Origin of the sequence: Angustibacter sp. Root456, from assembly GCF_001426435.1 — a bacterium.
Taxonomy (GTDB): Bacteria; Actinomycetota; Actinomycetes; order Actinomycetales; family Angustibacteraceae; genus Angustibacter.
On the sequence record NZ_LMER01000002.1, the window covers coordinates 44,092 to 60,810 of the forward strand.

The following is a 16,719-nucleotide window of genomic DNA, read 5'->3' on the forward strand; positions in this document are numbered from 1 at the left end:
GAAATGAGCACGCGGACAGTCCACCCCTTCCCCGCGAGGATGGCGCCAGAGATCGCGCTCGATGCGATTCCGCCGCGCACCAAACGTGAGCTTGTCATCTTGGACCCGATGTGCGGCTCGGGAACTGTGCTGAACGCTGCGCGAGCGCGAGGTCACCGAGCTATCGGCATCGACATCGATCCCCTGGCAGTGATGATGTCTCGCGTCGCAGTCAGCCGCATTGACAGCGAGGAGCTCCTTCAGGCCGCGAAAGAAGTGGTGGCCTTCTCGCAAGGCGCGGGGGGTGACGCGCCCTGGGGAGATGATGAGGAGACAGACCGATTCGTCGATTACTGGTTTGGCAAAAAGCAACGTAGCGACCTGCTTGAGGTGACGCACGCCGTACGTTCACTCACTCAAGGGCAGATTCGGCTGGCCCTTGAAGTGGCGATCAGCCGAATCATTGTTACCAAGACACCGCAGGCATCTCTCGCCGCCGACACATCTCACAGCCGGCCGCACAAGGTCCTGACAACGTCGCCTTACGATGTACGCTCCGGGTTTGAAAGATCGGTCCGACAGCTCGCGCACATGCTCAGTCAGCAAACAGCCTCCGGCGAGGCAGAAGTATCACTCGGTGACGCCCGGGACATGAAGGGCGTGCGTCGGGGCAGCGTCGATATGGCCGTTACATCGCCACCGTATTTGAACGCGCTCGACTACCTGCGCGGACACAAACTCGCCCTTATATGGTTCGGGTACACTATTTCGGAACTGCGTCTACGTCGTGCCACAAGCATTGGCTCGGAACGAAGCGCTACATCGCCAGCGTCTGAGGATGTGGCGGCGATGCTGCGCGCGATTGAGCGTGAAGCTCTCGACAAGAATCTGCTACGCAAAGGTATGGTGCAGCGATTTGCTCAGGACTGTATTCAGTTCGCTAGTGAGCTCTCCCGCGTGCTGCGGAAAGATGGCCAGGCTGTCTTGGTAGTCGGCAACTCCACGCTGCGAGGGAACTACATTCGGAATGATGTCATCGTCCAAACGGCCATGGAAATAGCAGGTTTCACGCTCAATGGACGTTATGAGCGAGAGATTCCCCCCAGTCGGCGGTACATGGCTATTGAGACCCCGGCCTCGTCGAACATGGGCCGGCGGATGAGGACCGAGGTCGTTATGAAGATGGGACGCTGAGATATGGCAGAGAGCTTAGGCTTCAAGGCGCATGCACGGCTCCTGACAATGCTCGGCGAACAACTCATCAAAAACGAACGTATTGCGCTGGTTGAGATCGTAAAAAACTCCTATGACGCGGATGCGCGAAGAGTAGTCGTCGACTTCCGTGGCTTCGGCGAAGCATTCGAGGTGCTGCCAGATTCCGCTCTGGTGATAACCGACGACGGGTTTGGGATGGAGCCCAACGTCGTACGGCACACCTGGATGAGCCCGGCGACGCCCAGCAAGGCTCGAGCCAAACGCGCGCGGCCTCGCACGCCGCTCGGCCGCGCTATCCAAGGGGAGAAGGGGATCGGCAGGTTCGCGACATTCAAGCTCGGCCGCCAACTTGCAGTCACCTCGCGGGCTGAAGGGGCCCCAATAGAGACCACCCTGCTGATCGACATCGGGGTCTTGGATGATGCAGGCCATGGATCGCAGGCCGAGGACATGTATCTCGAAGAAATGGCGGCGATCATAGACACGAGTGCCCCCGTGATCTTCGACGGTTCCGGGCCCATGGCAAGCGAGCATGGCACTCAACTGGAGGTTCGCGGCCTCCGAGCCGAGTGGAACGCCAAGTTGGTCCGCGAAGTGTTCGAAGACGTAGGTCGCCTTGAGCCTGTCATGTGGAGCGCTAGCGGTGAAGATAGGGCCGCAGCCTTCGAGGTAACGTTCTGTCGCGATGGCGTTGATATGCGGTTGAATGTGGAACGGAATGCAGATTTCCAAGCGGTGCTTCAGCGCGCGGTCCTGAAGGTCGAAGACGGTCGCTTCGATCCAGTCGGCCGTCAGTTCGTATTCACGCTAGACGGCCGAGAGGAGGTGCTAAGTATCGATGACGCCCAGATTCGCGGGTTGAAGGTATTTCGTGACCACTTCCTTGAGGGCACAGAGGCTCTGCCCCGCCCGCAATGTGGGCCCTTCGCATTCGAGTTCTACGTCTTTGACTTCAGTGCTACCGCACCAGCGGCGCACTCTCTCGATCGCGATGAGAAGGCCCTTCTGAAACGGCACCGCGTCTACCTCTACAGAGACGGGATCCGCGTCTACCCCTACGGGGATCCAGGAGACGACTGGCTGCAGATCGACGTGATCAGAGGGACGCAGTCCGCCCGGTCCATGTTCAGTAACGATCAGACTGCCGGCTTCGTGTCCATCACACAGGAGCACAATCCGCGGCTGAGAGATAAGACCAACCGCGAAGGCCTCCTGGAAGATGGGCCGGCTACGGGCGACTTTGTTGCCCTAATCCAGACCATCCTTGCGTACCTGCGAGCAAAGCCCTACGAGCGCTACGCGGCTGCGAACAGACGCGTTCGAGAGCGGAAGCTTGAGGGCAAGCGTGTTGACCAGTTCGTCAACGCAATGCGGCAAACCGCGAATCTCCCGTCGAGTGCCACCAAGGCACTCGACGCCCTCGAAGACTCCCTCAGTGCTGAGCGCGAACTTGCGAACTTGAGGATCTCGCGCACTGAGCAGCTCGCAGGTGTTGGCTTGTCAGTGGAGACAGCCTCTCACGACCTGATCGCTGCGGGGCAGGAGGCGCTAAGGCTTGCCCGCCGCTTGTTGGACGATCTCCGATACCACGACCTGACAAGCGAACCAATATTCGCGCAGGCGAAAGCCCTGGTCGCCCGGTTAGAGTTTGTCGTCAGTCGATTCTCTGATGTCCAAGGACTATTTGTCTCTACTCGCCAAAGGCGAAGTCGCATCGACGTTCTGCAACTGATTCGCAAAGTTCGGTCTATGTATGCGAGCCTCCATCGAGACCAGAAGATTGACTTTGACGTGGACGGGGCCGGTAAGGTGATCGCGGAAACGACTGAGAGCGCGCTTCTGCAATGCGTGATAAATCTTGTTGATAACGCGACCTACTGGCTTATGACTACCTCTGGTCGAGAGCGAAGGATTCGCGCATACGCGCTGGGCGCAGACGCCGTCGTTATCACTGACAATGGGCCCGGTGTCAGAGAGGAAGACGTCCCCTTCATTTTCGAGCCTTTTTACTCAGGTAAGGGAGACGAGGGCAAGGGGCTAGGCCTGTATATCGCCAGGCAAAACGGACTTCGTAACGGCTTCGCCGTCGACGTGGCGCAGTCACCGCCAGACGAGAGAGCGCTTGCTGGCGCTACATTTACCGTATCGTTCGACTCGGGGGCTAAATCGTGAGCCTTCTTTCCGGGCCAGTAGTTTTCATTGATGACGAAATTGACAATGATGAAAGCGAGGCGGGTCAACTACTTTCCGCGCTCAAGGCTTCAGGGAGGCCCGTCCTTGCGGTGAGAGATCTGCCAGAGGAAGACGCGCGCGACACCTGGTTCGAACACTGGCAGACCCTATCCTTCGTGGTTGTCGATTGGGATCTGAGCCCGGGCTCTCTCGGCGCAGTTGGCAGCTCAACCCTCAGTGAGTTCAAGCGGCGTGCCCTCTTCGATTTCCTCGATCGGCTGATGCAGGTTGTCTACTGCCCGATCTTCATAATCAGTCGAGAGGACGCGGACGAAATCAAGCGGCAGATTCATGAGAGCGAACAACTCCGGAACTCAGCCGGCGATGTCGATGCGCGCATCACCGTGTTCCCCAAGCGTGAGTTGATGGAGAATATCGTTGAGCACTTGACGAACAGGATTGCGGCCAGCCCTGCCCTGTCGGTGTTGCGCACCTGGGAGCAGGAGTTTGACGCAGCCCGAAACCGGCTCTTCATTGACTTGAACAGCATGGAGCCGGACTGGCCGGTCTACGTGTGGCGTATGGCCGTTGATGACGGCGTGGACCCGGCGTTTGAGCTCTCGTCTGTGATCAGCTCCAACCTGTTGACGCGCCTGAACCCCGTGGCCTTCGACGATGGCTGTACCCAGCAGGACGTGGCTATTTCCCCCGCCGCGGTAAGGAAAGTCCTAAATGGACGGACCTTTGTTGACAACTCTCGGCTGTCTGAACGCATGGTATTTCCTGGGGACCTCTTTCGCTTGGACGGGGCAGGGGTCGATGAGTTATGGATCAACATTTCGCCGGTCTGCCAAACGGTGCCGAGGCCCGGCCCGTATGGGCAGCCTGCCCAACCAATCCGCCTGCACCTGATCCGTGGCGAGCGTGCCGACGTCAGTTCTCTTTCGCAGTTCAGGAGACTGGAGAATCGGCAGAAGGGCCCAGCTGGCGAGGTCGTGCATACTCTGCTGGACGACGCTCCCTACTACTTCGAGTTTCGCCACGCGCAACTGCTCGACTGGGATGACATCAGGCAGTATCGGATTGGTCGACTCTTGCCGCCGTACGCCACGCGGTTTCAACAGAAGCACGCGGCGTATTTGCAGGCCGAAGGGTTGCCCCGAGTCGACTACACCATCTACAGCGACGTCTCGGATCCCGCGTGATCTGGCGTCCAGATTCTCAACGCCATTCTCAGTCGGCAGCGGGTCCGGTGCCCGGGAGGGGGCACGAAGCGCCCGTTCCGGACAAACCACAGTAGCCATTTGGCACACGAAAAAGGTACTGCTGGTGGTAGTCCTCGGCGTAGTAGAAGTCGCCCGCCTCGGACGCCGGACGCAGGTCGGTGGTGATGTCGCCGTACCCGCGCTCGCGCAGCGCCTGCTGGTAGGACTCGCGCGTCTGCTCGACGAGTTCGCGCTGGGCGTCGGTGGTCCAGAAGATCGCCGAGCGGTACTGCGTGCCGCGGTCGTTGCCCTGGCGGTAGCCCTGCGTCGGGTCGTGGCTCTCCCAGAACGCCTTGAGCAGCTGCTCGGTCGACACCTGCGCGGGGTCGTAGGCGACCAGCACCGTCTCGGCGTGGCCGGTGAGTCCGGTGCACGTCTCGTCGTACGTCGGGTGCGGCGTGTAGCCGCCCTGGTAGCCGACGGCGGTGGTGACCACGCCCGGCGTCTGCCAGAAGATCCGCTCCGCACCCCAGAAGCAGCCCATCGCGAGGTAGAGCACCTGCGTGCCCCCCGGCCACGGCCCCTTGAGCGGCGTGCCGAGCACGGCGTGCGTCTCGGGCACGGGGTACGGCGTCGACTCGCGGCCCGGCAGGGCCTCGGCGGGTGTGACCATGCGGCTCTTGGCCGCCGAACCGAACAGCACGGTGAACCTCCTCGTGGGTAGCAGAGGGGTCAACCAGCAGGCAGCCGCAGATCATCCCCGCTCGACACCCCTGCTCGCCCTGCGCTGGCGTGCATGATCACGCCCGGCCCGCTTGGCGTGATCATGCACGCCAGCGCACCTGACCGCNNCAGTCGGGAGCTCAGACGACGAAGGCGTCGACCTCCGGCGCGACGCCGCGGTCGGCGCCGGCGCCACCGCTCGCCCGCCAGGCCGCCGCGAGCGCTGGCACGATGCGAGCGAGGTCGTCCGCGGGCCGGGTGAAGGGCAGCCGCAGCCACGACTCGAGCGTGCCGTCGGCCGCGAACCGCGTACCGGGCGTCAGGCGCACGGCGAGGTCGGCGGCCGCAGTGGCCACGGCGGTGGACGACGCCCCGTCCGGCAGCCCGCACCACAGCACCTGGCCGCCCGCCGGCACCTCGAACCGCCACGACGGCAGCTGGTCGCGCAACAGCGTCGCGAGCGTGTCGCGCGAGCGCCGCAGGCCCTCCCGCCGCAGCCGGCGCACGGCCGGCAGCTCGCGCATCAGGTGCAGGACGGCCAGCTGCTCGAGCAGTGGGCCGGCGAGGTCGAGGCGAGAGCGCAACGCCGCCAGCCGGGCGACCGTGGTGGCGTCCGAGCGCAGCCAGCCGATCCGCAGACCACCCCAGAAGATCTTGCTCGCAGAACCAACCGTCACCACCGGCGCTCCGGCCGGCGCGTGCCGCGCGAAGGGCGCCGGTAGCGGCCCGTCCTCCAGGGCGAGCTCGGCGAGCGTCTCGTCGATGACGGCCAGGGCGCCGCTGCGGGCCAGCGTCTGCGCCACGCGGGCCCGGGCGTCGTCGTCCATCAGCGCGCCGGTGGGGTTGTGGAAGTCGGGCACGAGGTACGCCGCCCGGGCGCTGCGAGCAGCTGGGCTCTCGAACGACGCGAGGTGCCACCGGCCAGTGCGCGGGTCGACGGGGACGACGAGCGGCCGCCCACCGAGGTCGCGGACGGCGTCCAGCCCGTTGGGGTAGCCCGGCTGCTCGACCACCACGCGGTCGCCGGCCCGCACGACGAGGCTGAGCGCGAGCCGCACCGCCTGCAAGGCACCGCTCGTCACCAGCACCTGGTCGGGCGTCGTCGGCAGGCCGCGCTCGGTGAACCGCTCGGCGAGCGCCTCGCGCAACCCGAGGAGGCCGCGGTAGTCGTAGCCGCTGCCGGGCAGGTGCAGCGGCAGCTCCTCGAGCGCCGCGGTGTACGCCGCGTGCAGCTGAGGTGGCGCCGACGGCGCGGCGTGGGCGAGGTCGGTGACGCCGGCGGGGGCCGGCTCGGGCGCCCACGTGGGCACGTCCGCGCCCGACGACGGCAGGGAGGTCCAGGTGCCGGAGCCCTGGCGGCTGGCGGCGTGCCCGCTCTCGCGCAGGACGTCGTACGCCGCGCTCACCGTGGTGCGGCTGAGACCCAGCGTGGTGGCGAGCGCGCGCTCGGGCGGCAGTCGCACGCCCACGGGCAGGCGGCCGTCGAGCACGAGCAGGCGCACGCGCGCGGCCAGCGCCGCGTAGGCCGGGACGCCGGACGTCGGCCACGCGCCGAGCAGGGCCGCCAGCTCGCGCACGCCCAGCCGCCGATCGCTCATGCAGGCCACTCTGGCCGAATTGGCCCTGGATCACAAGGCCAATCGCAGGCCACGATGTCGACCATGCGCCGCCGCCTGCCCCGCCGTCTCGTCCAGCTCTACGCCGGGCTCGTGCTCTACGGCCTGAGCATGGCGCTGTTCGTGGCGTCCGATCTCGGCGTCATGCCGTGGGACGTGCTGCACCAGGGCCTGGCGCGCCACGTCGGCGGCACGATCGGCCAGTGGTCGATCCTCGTCGGCGCGGTCGTCCTGCTCGGGTGGATCCCGCTGCGTGAGCGGCCCGGCATCGGCACCGTGAGCAACGTCGTGGTCATCGGCCTGGCGATCGACGCGAGCCTCGCCGTCCTGCCCGACCCGCACCTGCTCGTCGTCCGCATCGCCTACGCCGCAACGGGTCTGCTGCTCAACGCCATGGCGACGGCCCTCTACATCGGCGCCCGTCTCGGCCCCGGCCCGCGCGACGGGCTCATGACCGGGCTGGTGCGGCGCACCGGTGGCTCCGTGCGCCTGGTGCGCACCTCGATCGAGGTCGTCGTCGTCGCCGTGGGCTGGTTGCTCGGTGGCACCCTGGGCGTCGCCACGGCCGGCTACGCCATCGGCATCGGCCCGCTCGTGCAGGTCTTCCTGCCGCGGTTCACGGTGCCCGAGGCGGCGCCGGTGATGGTCGCCGACCCCGATACGCTCGCGGCGTGAGCGACCAGACCGCAGGCTTCAGCACCCGTGCCATCCACGCCGGGCAGGACCCCGACCCGCTGACGGGCGCGGTGGTTCCGCCGATCTACCAGGTGTCGACGTACAAGCAGGACGGCGTCGGCGGTCTGCGGGGCGGGTACGAGTACTCGCGTTCGGCCAACCCGACGCGCACCGCGCTCGAGGAGTGCCTGGCGGCCCTGGAGGGCGGCAGCCGCGGCTTCGCGTTCGCCAGCGGCCTCGCGGCCGAGGACACCCTGCTGCGCTCGGTCGCGCGTCCCGGTGACCACGCGGTGGTTCCCGACGACGCGTACGGCGGCACGTACCGCCTGTTCGCCAAGGTGGCCGAGCCGTGGGGCCTCGCCCACACGCCCGCGCACCTCGGCGACCTCGACGCAGTGCGGGCCGCGATCCGCCCAGGCGAGACCAAGCTCGTGTGGGCCGAGACGCCCACGAACCCGTTGCTGGGCATCGCCGACATCGCCGCCCTCGCCGACATCGCGCACGAGGCCGGCGCGCTGCTCGTCGTCGACAACACGTTCGCGACGTCCTACCTGCAGAACCCGCTCGCCCTCGGCGCCGATGTCGTCGTGCACTCGACCACCAAGTACGCCGGCGGCCACTCCGACGTCGTCGGTGGTGCCCTCGTGACCGCGAAAACCGTTGCGGTGCCGGGGTTCTCCGACCTCGACGACCGCATCGCCTTCCACCAGAACTCCATGGGCGCCGTCGCCGGGCCGTTCGACTCCTGGCTCGTGCTCCGTGGCCTCAAGACGCTCGCCGTGCGCATGGATCGCCACTGCGACAACGCCGAGACGGTCGTGCAGTTCCTCTCCGAGCACCCCCGGGTGTCGCACGTGCTCTACCCCGGCCTCGACAGCCACCCCGGTCACGCGGTGGCCGCGTCGCAGATGCGCCGCTTCGGGGGCATGGTGAGCTTCCGCCTGCGAGGCGGCGTCGAGGAAGCGCTCGCGGCCTGCAAGCGCGCCGAGGTCTTCACGCTCGGCGAGTCGCTCGGCGGCGTCGAGTCGCTCATCGAGCACCCGGGGCGCATGACCCACGCCAGCGTGGCGGGTTCCGTGCTCGAGGTGCCGGACGACCTCGTGCGCCTGTCGGTGGGCATCGAGGACATCAGCGACCTCATTGCCGACCTCGAGCAGCTGCTCGCATAGAACCGCTGCGGCACAGGACGTGAGCCGGGCATGAGCCGAGTGCTGTGCGTCGACTTCGGGTCGACGTTCACCAAGGCGGTGCTCGTCGACGCCGCTGACGGCACGCTCGTCGCGTCGGCCTCGCACCGCACGACCATCGAGACCGACGTCCTCGACGGGCTCGACGCCATCCGCGCGCAGCTGGCGGGCGAGCGGGTCGACGACGTCGTCGCCTGCTCCAGCGCCGGTGGGGGCCTGCGGCTCGCGGTGGTGGGCTACGAGCGCGTCGTCACCGCCGAGGCCGGACACCGGGTCGGGCTCTCGGCCGGCGCCAAGGTCGTCCACGTGGCCGCTGGCGAGCTGTCGCGAGACGACGTCGAGCAGCTGCGCGCGAGCCGGCCGGACGTCGTCCTGCTCGTCGGAGGCACCGATCACGGAAACGCAGACGTGCTGTGCCACAACGCTCGTAGGCTCGGTATCGCTCGCCTCGCTGCCCCGGTGGTGCTCGCCGGCAACGCCGCCGCCGCCGACGACGCCGCGCACGAGCTGCGGTCGCGGGGCCGGCGCGTCACGGTCGCCGCGAACGTGCTGCCGCGCATCGGCGTCCTCGATCCCGAGCCCGCGCGCCGCGCGATCCGCGAGGTGTTCATCCACCACGTGATCGGCGGCAAGGGGCTGTCGAAGGGCCCACGCTTCGCGAGCCTCGTGCAAGGCGCCACCCCCGACGCCGTCCTCGCGGGCGTGGGCGTGCTCGCGGACGGCGGCCCCGGCGTCCCGGGGGCCGGCGACGTCCTCGTCGTGGACGTCGGTGGGGCCACGACCGACGTCTACTCCGCGCTGACGCCGGAGGGCGAGGACGCCACGCTGCACAAGGAGGTCGTGGCGCCGCTGTGGCACGCGCGCACCGTCGAGGGAGACCTCGGGATGCGCTGGAACGCCACGAACGTCGTCGCCGCGGCCCTCGCCGAGCGGCTGCCGGTGAGCGACGACCTCGCCGGGTACGCCGAGCGCGTGCACGAGGACCCGGCCTTCGTCCCCGAGACGGCTGGCGACGCGGACCGCGACGCCGCCCTCGCCGAGCTCGCGGTCACCGTCGCGCTGCGCCGGCACGGGCGGCCGGCGAACCCCTCCGCCGCCCCGCGACCACTCAAGGACGTCGATCTGGTCGTGGGCTCTGGGGGCGTGCTCCGCCACCAGGGCGACGCCGCCCGGGCCCGCGTGCTGCGACCGGCAACCAGCGACTTCGGCGGGGGCTGGCGCGTACCGGAGGACGCCCGGCTCACCGTCGACGACCGCTACGTGCTCTTCGCGGCCGGTCTGCTCGCGACGTCGGCGCCCACCGCCGCGGCGCGCCTCGTGTCGGCGGCGCTGCACGACGTGACCGCGGCCAGTCGCTGAGACAGGATGGTGGCGTGACCGGCGACCGAGACCGAGCCGAGGTCGCCGTGCCGCGCGCGATGCAGATCGCGACCGCGTGGGCGTGGCGGCTGCTGGTGCTGGGCGCCGCGATCTACTTCCTGCTCAAGCTGCTCGCGCTGTTCATCGTGCTCGTCGCGCCGGTGCTCATCGCCGTCCTGCTCGTGGCGCTCGTGAAGCCGCTGACCGACGCGCTGACCGCAGCCCGCGTGCCGCGAGGCGTGGCGGCGCTGCTCACCGTGCTGCTCGTCATCGCCGTCGTCGCCGGGCTGGTCACCGTCGTCGGCACCCAGGTGGTCAGCGGCTTCCCCGAGCTGCAGCGACAGGCGCAGGCGGGTGTCGACGAGGTGCGCCGCTGGCTGGCCGGGCCCCCGCTGCACGTCACCACCAACCAGATCGCCGGGTACCTCGACCAGATCCGCACCAGCCTCGGCGGCGGCCGGGGCCAGGTGGTCAGCGGGGCGCTCGCGGCCACCGCCACCGCCGGGCACGTGCTCGCCGGGGTGTTCATCGCGCTGTTCTCGACGTACTTCTTCCTCGCACAGGGCCGGGCCATCTGGGTGTGGCTGCTGCGCCTGCTCCCGCGGGCGGCCCACCAGCCGCTGGACGTCGCCGCCCTGCGCGGTTGGGTGACGCTGACGTCCTTCGTGCGCGCGACGATCGTGGTGGCGCTGACCGACGCCGTCGGGATCGCGCTCGGTGCGGCGATCCTGGGCGTCCCGTTGGTCGTCCCGCTCGGCGTGCTCGTGTTCCTCGGTGCCTTCGTTCCGGTCGTGGGTGCGCTGGTGTCGGGTTCGGTGGCGGTGCTCATCGCGCTGGTGGCGGTCGGCCCGGTGAAGGCGCTGATCATGCTGGCGGTCGTGATCGGCGTCCAGCAGCTCGAGTCCCACGTGCTGCAGCCGTTCCTGCTCGGGCGCGCGGTGAGCGTCCACCCGCTGGCCGTGATCCTCGGCATCGCGTCCGGAGCGCTCGTGGCGGGCATCATCGGCGCCCTCTTCGCCGTCCCGCTCATCGCGACGGGCAACACGATGGTGCAGTCGCTGGCCGGCCACGGCGATGCCGACCCCGACGACGCGGGTCCGCTCGCCGACCACGAACCCACGTCAGGCCCTGTGGACGACGCCCCGAGCGCGCCGGACTGAACTGAAAGACTGGACGGGCGGCGTGGGGACGGTCGCCGGCGGAAGGTCAGTGCATGCACCCAGTCCCGTCCACGAGCACCTGGGCGGTGCGCCTGCGCGGGGCGGCCGCGGACGTCGACGCCGCGGCCCGAGAGCTGGCGCGGGCGGGGGACGACGTCGGGCTCCGCGGTGAGACGGGGGCGGCCCTGCAGCACCTGGTCGGCGCCGTCGCCGGTGAGCTGCGGCTCCTGGCGGCGGCGTGCGGCCGGGCGGCGGACGCCGAGCGCGCCGTGGGGGAGCGCCGGCCGTGAGGGTCCTGGAGGTCGACGGTCACCAGCTGGAGCGGCTCGCCTCAACGGCGGTCCGGCTCGCCCGGCGCGTCGAGGACGCGAGCGCGCCGCTGCTCGCGGCGTCCCGAGCCGCTGACGCCGGCGGGCCTCGAGGCTGGGTCGAGCTGGGTGAGGCCGTCCGGCAGCGGGCCACCTGCCTGATCCGGCTGCGGGCCCTCGCTCGCGCCGTGGCTCTGGCGCTGCACGTGTACGCGGAGGTGGAGCAGCGCCTGGTTACCGTCGGCGCCAGCGCGGCCGGGCCGGTCGCCCTGCCGGGCTGGGCCACGGCCACGACCGTTCCCGCGTCGCCCGATGGCGGCGTGGTCGCGCTGCTGGCTGCGCTGCCGGCGTCCGAGCTCGAGGCCCTCCTGGTCAACGGGCCGGCGCTCGCCGCGGTGGTCGTGGCCGGCGACGACGGCCGCACCCCCGTGCGCCCCGAGGGCGTCGACGACCAGGAGCTGGTGCGCTTCGCCCTCTTGCACCCGGTGAGCTGGGCGTCGGCCCGGGCGGCGCCGCCCCTCGCGCGGTACGCCGCCAACCGGGTGCTCGTCGCGGCCGACCTCGATGCGGTGCTCGCCCGGGCGCGTTCGGCCCCACCGGGCGCTGCGCGCGAGCGGCTGGCCCGGGTGGTGGCGCAGCGCCGCGAGTGGTTGCACGGCAGCGTGACGCTGCGGGGCGCCGACGGGTCGGTGCGACGCCACGGGCACCAGCTGCTGCACTTCGACCCGCGCGGCGACGGCGAGGTCGTCGAGGTGCTCGGCGACCTGGCTCGGGCGCGGCACCTCGCCGTGTTCGTGCCCGGCACGGGCAGCGACCTCCAGCGGTCTCCCGGGACGCTGGCGCGCATGGTGCCGTTCGCGTCGGCCGACCCCCGGCTCGCGGTCGTGGTGTGGCAGGGGGCCGACTTCCCCGACCAGCCGTTCGACGACGGCGTCCTGCCGGTGCGCGAGCACGTGATCGCCGCGGCCTACCGCGACGCCGCCGACCGCGCGGGTCCGGCCCTGGCCGCGGACGTCGCCGACCTGCGCCGGGCGGTCCCGCCGGACGCCGACGTCACCGTGCTGGGGCACAGCTACGGCGGGTCGATCGTGGGGTCGGCGCTCGAGCGGGGCCTGGGCGCAGACCGCGTCGTCCACGTCTCCAGCGCCGGCACCTACGCGCCCCACCCTCACCACGGCGGGACGCAGGTGTACTCGATGACGGCGCCCGACGACCCCATCCAGCTGGCCCAGGGGCACGACCTCGCGGACGCACCACAGCGCCTCGCGCAGCTCTCACCGCCGGTCGTGGCACCTGAGGCCGTGGCGCTCGGCGTCGCGCTGCGCGCGGTGGTCCCCGGCCGGCAGATCGGCCACGGCGCCGATCCCGACGTCGTGCCCGGCGTGATCCGGCTCGACACCGGGCGGTTCGACGACAGCTGCCGGCTGGTGCGCGGCCACAGCGAGGTGTTCACGCCCGGCAGCACCGGGTGGCGCAACCTGCTGGCGACCATGACCGGCGGGCCGGTGCAGGTGCTGCAACCGGAGCGCTGGCAGACCCACCTCCAGCCCTGGCGGTTGGAGCTCGACGACGGCGTCCCGCGATGGCGACCGCCGCGCTACGTCGTCGACCGCACGCCGTGGAGCGACCCGACCTACGCCGCTGCGTCGTGGCCGCCCCGCTGACGGCGGCGGCGTCCACCCCGCCAGCCGTCACCGGCCGGCGCAGTGGGGTGCCGGGCGTGCGCTCAGTGGCGCTTGCCGGTCGGGAAGATGTCGATGTGCTGGCTCTTGGACTCGGCCTTGGCCTGCTTGTCGGCGCGCTTCTCCTTGAGAGACTTGCCCGCCTTCTTGGACAGATGCTGTCGGGGCGACTTGTCGGACATGGCTGCTCCCTCATCGAGAGCCTGGACGGCTCCGCACTCGTGACACTACGCCCACCACCCGTACGGATCCGGCCGCACGCCAGGACTGACGGTCTGACACACTCCGCGCATGGCATCGACGACGCTGCCCGTGACCGTGGACGATGTGCGGGCCGCCCGCGAGGTGCTCCAAGGAGTCGTACGACCCACGCCGATGGAGTTCAGCCGCGCGCTCTCCGAGCGGGTCGGTGGCCCGGTGTTCCTCAAGTGCGAGAACCTCCAGCGGGCTGGCTCGTTCAAGATCCGCGGCGCGTACACGCGCATGGCCCGCCTCAGCGACGAGGAGAAGGCCCGGGGCGTCGTCGCGGCCAGCGCAGGCAACCACGCGCAGGGGGTGGCGCTCGCCGCCCAGCTGCTCGGGCTGCGCTCGACCGTCTTCATGCCTACCGGGGCCCCGATCCCCAAGCTGCTCGCGACCCGCGGGTACGGCGCTCACGTGGAGCTCACCGGCCTCACGGTCGACGACGCGCTGGTGCAGGCCCGGCGGTTCGCGGACGAGACGGGGGCCGTGCTGATCCACCCGTTCGACCACACCGACATCGTCGCCGGCCAGGGCACGGTCGGGCTGGAGATCCTCGAGGAGTGCCCGGACGTGCGCACCGTCGTGGTGTGCACGGGCGGGGGAGGCCTGCTCGGTGGCATCGCCACGGCGGTGAAGGGCCTGCGCCCTGACGTCCGAGTGGTGGGCGTGCAGGCCGAGACAGCGGCGGCGTACCCGGCGTCGATCGCGGCCGGCCACCCGGTGCCGCTCGCGAAGATGTCGACGATGGCCGACGGCATCGCCGTCGGCTGCCCGGGTGAGGTGCCGTACGCGCTGGTGCGCGAGCTGGTCGACGACATCTGCACGGTGAGCGAGGAGTCGCTGTCGAAGGCGCTGCTGTTCCTCATCGAGCGGGCCAAGCTCGTCGTGGAGCCGGCCGGTGCGGCGGGTGTGGCGGCCTTGCTGTCGGACGCCGCCGCGTTCGAGGCACCCGTCGCCGTGGTGCTGTCGGGCGGCAACATCGACCCGCTCCTGCTGCTGCGCGTGCTGCGCCACGGCATGGCGGCCGCCGGTCGCTACCTGCAGTTCCGGCTGCGCGTGCCCGACCGGCCCGGCTCGCTGGCCGCGCTGCTTGCGGTGCTGGCCGACGTCGACGCGAACGTGCTGGAGATCGAGCACGTGCGCACCGGTGCCCAGCTGCACGTCGACGAGGTCGAGATCGCCCTGCAGCTCGAGACCAAGGGGCACGACCACTGCGACCACGTGCTCGCGACCTTGCGCGAAGCGGGCTACCCGCTGAACTTCAGCTGACGGGGGCCGAGTCCCGCGAAACTGCGATGAGTTTCGCGGCGACCGGAGGTCTACTGGTCATGATCGAGATCACTGACCGAAGGAGACCTCCCATGGCCGGCCAGAGACTGTCGGTACCCCGTGCCAAGGTCGCGTCATGACGAACGCGGTGGTGGCGGAGGGTCTGGTCAAGCAGTACGGCGAGGTGACGGCGCTCGACGGGCTCAGCCTCGCGGTGCCTCGGGGCACCGTGCTCGGGGTGCTCGGGCCCAACGGAGCCGGCAAGACCACGACGGTCCGGGTGCTCACGACGCTGCTGCGGCCGGACGCCGGACGCGCCGAGGTCGCAGGGGTCGACGTCCTGGCCGACCCGGCCGAGGCGCGCCGTCGCATCGGCCTGTCAGGGCAGTACGCCGCCGTCGACGAGTACCTCACCGGGTTCGAGAACCTTGACATGGTGGGGCGGCTGTATCACTTGGGCCGCAAGGCTTCTCGTTCCAGAGCGCGCGAGCTGCTCGAGCGGTTCCGGCTCGACGAGGCGGCCGATCGCCCGGTGAAGACCTATTCCGGTGGCATGCGTCGCCGGCTCGACCTCGCCGGCGCGCTGGTGGCTGACCCATCGGTGCTGTTCCTCGACGAGCCGACGACCGGGCTCGACCCGCGCAGCCGCAGCGACATGTGGGAGGTCATCAAGGAGCTCGTCGCGGGTGGCACGTCGCTGCTGCTGACCACGCAGTACATGGAGGAGGCCGAGCAGCTGGCCGACTCCATCGTCGTCATCGACCGCGGCAAGGTCATCGCCGAGGGCACCGCCGACCAGCTCAAGCTGCAGATCGGCGGCGAGCGCCTCGAGGTGGTCGTGGCCGAGCGGACGCGGCTGGGCGAGGCTCGCGAGCTGCTGGTCGGCGTCGCGTCGGGTGACCTCAGCACCGACGAGCACACCCACCGGATCAGCGTGCCGGTGCGGTCGGGCACGCAGAGCCTCGTCGAGGCGCTGCGCCGGCTCGACGGGGCGGGGGTCACCGTGTCGGACGTCGGGCTGCGCCGTCCGACGCTCGACGACGTGTTCCTCAGCCTCACCGGCCACGCGGCTGAGGAGCAGCAGAGCGACGACGACAAGGTGGTGGCCCGATGAGCTCGCTGACGGCGGTGAGCGACGGCCTGGTCGTCGCCAAGCGCAACCTGATCAAGATCAAGCGGGTGCCTGACCTGCTGGTCTTCACGACGCTGCAGCCGATCATGTTCGTGCTGCTGTTCGCCTACGTCTTCGGCGGGGCGATCGACGTGAAGGGCAGCAACTACAAGGAGTTCCTCATCGCGGGGATCTTCGCCCAGACCGTCACCTTCGGGGCCACGCTCACCGGCGCCGGCCTCGCCGACGACATGCAGAAGGGCATCATCGACCGCTTCCGGTCGCTGCCCATGTCGCGCTCGGCGGTGCTCGTCGGGCGCACCGTCAGCGACGTGGCCAACAACCTGCTGGTCGTCGTCGTGATGTCCTTGACCGGGCTCGTCGTGGGCTGGCGGATCCGCAACTCGGTTCTCGACGCCGTCATCGGCTTCGCGCTGCTCCTGCTGTGGGCCTACGCGTTCAGCTGGATCATGGCCTACGTCGGGCTGCTGGCGCCGAGCCCTGAGGTCGTCAACAACGCCGCGTTCGTCGTGATCTTCCCCGTCACGTTCATCGCCAACACGTTCGTGCCGCTGGAGACCCTTCCGGGGGTGCTGAAGACGTTCGCCGCGTGGAACCCGCTGTCGGCGGTCACCCAGGCGTGTCGCGGGTGGTTCGGGAACCTCCCGGCTGGAGTGAAGACCCCCGACTACTGGTCGCTGCAGCACCCGACGGCCTACTCGCTGCTCTGGATCCTCGGCATCCTGCTGATCTTCGTGCCGCTGGCGACCCGTCAGTACTCCCGAGCCGCCAGCCGCTGACCCGAAGAGGGGAGG

At 69.5% G+C, this 16,719-nt stretch carries 15 protein-coding genes; 12 read left to right on the forward strand and 3 right to left on the reverse strand.

Going from position 1 to position 16,719, the window contains the following annotated elements; genetic code table 11:
* Nucleotides 1-3 precede the first annotated feature (3 nt).
* The 3 genes from ASD06_RS18335 to ASD06_RS03435 are packed head-to-tail and all read left to right on the forward strand — an operon-like array spanning nt 4 to nt 4,571.
* Complete coding sequence (locus tag ASD06_RS18335; RefSeq protein ID WP_255354475.1) at nt 4-1,173, forward strand: DNA methyltransferase; 1,170 nt, start codon at nt 4-6, stop codon at nt 1,171-1,173.
* Nucleotides 1,174-1,176: 3 nt separating this feature from the next.
* Nucleotides 1,177-3,366, forward strand: a complete 2,190-nt coding sequence (locus ASD06_RS03430) for a sensor histidine kinase (protein WP_056673225.1) — start codon at nt 1,177-1,179, stop codon at nt 3,364-3,366.
* Entirely contained in the window at nt 3,363-4,571 is a 1,209-nt protein-coding gene (locus ASD06_RS03435; RefSeq protein ID WP_157371477.1) for a hypothetical protein, read from the forward strand. Before ASD06_RS03430 ends, ASD06_RS03435 begins: the two co-directional genes overlap by 4 nt.
* Nucleotides 4,572-4,599: 28 nt before the next feature.
* Here the strand turns inward: ASD06_RS03435 and msrA are convergent, their stop codons facing one another.
* Both msrA and ASD06_RS03445 read right to left on the reverse strand, forming a co-directional pair.
* The gene (gene msrA / locus ASD06_RS03440) at nt 4,600-5,274 is read right to left on the reverse strand and encodes a peptide-methionine (S)-S-oxide reductase MsrA (protein ID WP_200941856.1); all 675 of its coding nucleotides are present in this window, start codon (nt 5,272-5,274) and stop codon (nt 4,600-4,602) included.
* Nucleotides 5,275-5,434: 160 nt separating this feature from the next.
* Nucleotides 5,435-6,892, reverse strand: a complete 1,458-nt coding sequence (locus ASD06_RS03445; RefSeq protein WP_082537668.1) for a PLP-dependent aminotransferase family protein — start codon at nt 6,890-6,892, stop codon at nt 5,435-5,437.
* 63 nt (nt 6,893-6,955) lie between these two features.
* On the opposite strand from ASD06_RS03445, the gene ASD06_RS03450 reads away from it, so the two are divergent.
* Genes ASD06_RS03450 through ASD06_RS18720 form a run of 6 tightly spaced genes read left to right on the forward strand, consistent with a single transcriptional unit; the run spans nt 6,956 to nt 13,263 of the window.
* The gene (locus ASD06_RS03450) at nt 6,956-7,585 is read left to right on the forward strand and encodes a YitT family protein (RefSeq protein ID WP_056673232.1); all 630 of its coding nucleotides are present in this window, start codon (nt 6,956-6,958) and stop codon (nt 7,583-7,585) included.
* Entirely contained in the window at nt 7,582-8,754 is a 1,173-nt protein-coding gene (locus ASD06_RS03455; RefSeq protein ID WP_056673235.1) for a cystathionine gamma-synthase, read from the forward strand. The genes ASD06_RS03450 and ASD06_RS03455 overlap by 4 nt, the downstream gene beginning before the upstream one ends.
* Nucleotides 8,755-8,784: 30 nt before the next feature.
* Complete coding sequence (locus ASD06_RS03460) at nt 8,785-10,131, forward strand: glutamate mutase L (RefSeq protein WP_056673238.1); 1,347 nt, start codon at nt 8,785-8,787, stop codon at nt 10,129-10,131.
* A 14-nt stretch (nt 10,132-10,145) separates the two neighbouring features.
* Complete coding sequence (locus ASD06_RS03465) at nt 10,146-11,291, forward strand: AI-2E family transporter (protein ID WP_157371478.1); 1,146 nt, start codon at nt 10,146-10,148, stop codon at nt 11,289-11,291.
* 53 nt (nt 11,292-11,344) lie between these two features.
* On the forward strand, nt 11,345-11,581 hold the full coding sequence (locus ASD06_RS18715; protein ID WP_157371479.1) for a hypothetical protein: 237 nt from the start codon (nt 11,345-11,347) through the stop codon (nt 11,579-11,581).
* Nucleotides 11,578-13,263 carry an alpha/beta hydrolase gene (locus tag ASD06_RS18720; RefSeq protein WP_056673243.1) on the forward strand — a complete coding sequence of 562 codons (1,686 nt, stop codon included), beginning with the start codon at nt 11,578-11,580 and terminating at the stop codon, nt 13,261-13,263. Before ASD06_RS18715 ends, ASD06_RS18720 begins: the two co-directional genes overlap by 4 nt.
* Nucleotides 13,264-13,325: 62 nt before the next feature.
* Here ASD06_RS18720 and ASD06_RS19230 read toward each other — a convergent pair whose 3' ends face one another.
* Nucleotides 13,326-13,463 (reverse strand): hypothetical protein, encoded by a 138-nt coding sequence (locus tag ASD06_RS19230; protein ID WP_200941857.1) that lies wholly within the window; start codon nt 13,461-13,463, stop codon nt 13,326-13,328.
* Nucleotides 13,464-13,572: 109 nt separating this feature from the next.
* Here ASD06_RS19230 and ilvA point away from each other — a divergent pair, with 109 nt between their 5' ends.
* The 3 genes from ilvA to ASD06_RS03490 all read left to right on the forward strand — a co-directional run bounded on the left by ilvA (nt 13,573) and on the right by ASD06_RS03490 (nt 16,704).
* Entirely contained in the window at nt 13,573-14,793 is a 1,221-nt protein-coding gene (gene ilvA, locus ASD06_RS03480; RefSeq protein ID WP_056673246.1) for a threonine ammonia-lyase, read from the forward strand.
* Between the two features lie 136 nt (nt 14,794-14,929).
* Nucleotides 14,930-15,907, forward strand: coding sequence for an ATP-binding cassette domain-containing protein (locus tag ASD06_RS03485; RefSeq protein ID WP_056673249.1), 978 nt, complete (start codon nt 14,930-14,932; stop codon nt 15,905-15,907).
* Nucleotides 15,904-16,704, forward strand: a complete 801-nt coding sequence (locus ASD06_RS03490) for an ABC transporter permease (RefSeq protein ID WP_056673253.1) — start codon at nt 15,904-15,906, stop codon at nt 16,702-16,704. Before ASD06_RS03485 ends, ASD06_RS03490 begins: the two co-directional genes overlap by 4 nt.
* Nucleotides 16,705-16,719: the final 15 nt, after the last annotated feature.

Excerpts from the sequence above, each read along its gene's own strand:
- ASD06_RS18715 (WP_157371479.1), top strand. The coding sequence starts at position 11,345 with ATGCACCCAGTCCCGTCCACGAGCACCTGGGCGGTGCGCCTGCGCGGG.
- ASD06_RS03490 (WP_056673253.1), top strand. The coding sequence starts at position 15,904 with ATGAGCTCGCTGACGGCGGTGAGCGACGGCCTGGTCGTCGCCAAGCGC.
- ASD06_RS18335 (WP_255354475.1), top strand. The coding sequence starts at position 4 with ATGAGCACGCGGACAGTCCACCCCTTCCCCGCGAGGATGGCGCCAGAG.
- ASD06_RS03460 (WP_056673238.1), top strand. The coding sequence starts at position 8,785 with ATGAGCCGAGTGCTGTGCGTCGACTTCGGGTCGACGTTCACCAAGGCG.
- ASD06_RS03450 (WP_056673232.1), top strand. The coding sequence starts at position 6,956 with ATGCGCCGCCGCCTGCCCCGCCGTCTCGTCCAGCTCTACGCCGGGCTC.
- ASD06_RS19230 (WP_200941857.1), bottom strand. The coding sequence starts at position 13,463 with ATGTCCGACAAGTCGCCCCGACAGCATCTGTCCAAGAAGGCGGGCAAG.
- ASD06_RS03445 (WP_082537668.1), bottom strand. The coding sequence starts at position 6,892 with ATGAGCGATCGGCGGCTGGGCGTGCGCGAGCTGGCGGCCCTGCTCGGC.
- ASD06_RS03430 (WP_056673225.1), top strand. The coding sequence starts at position 1,177 with ATGGCAGAGAGCTTAGGCTTCAAGGCGCATGCACGGCTCCTGACAATG.
- ASD06_RS03485 (WP_056673249.1), top strand. The coding sequence starts at position 14,930 with ATGACGAACGCGGTGGTGGCGGAGGGTCTGGTCAAGCAGTACGGCGAG.
- ilvA (WP_056673246.1), top strand. The coding sequence starts at position 13,573 with ATGGCATCGACGACGCTGCCCGTGACCGTGGACGATGTGCGGGCCGCC.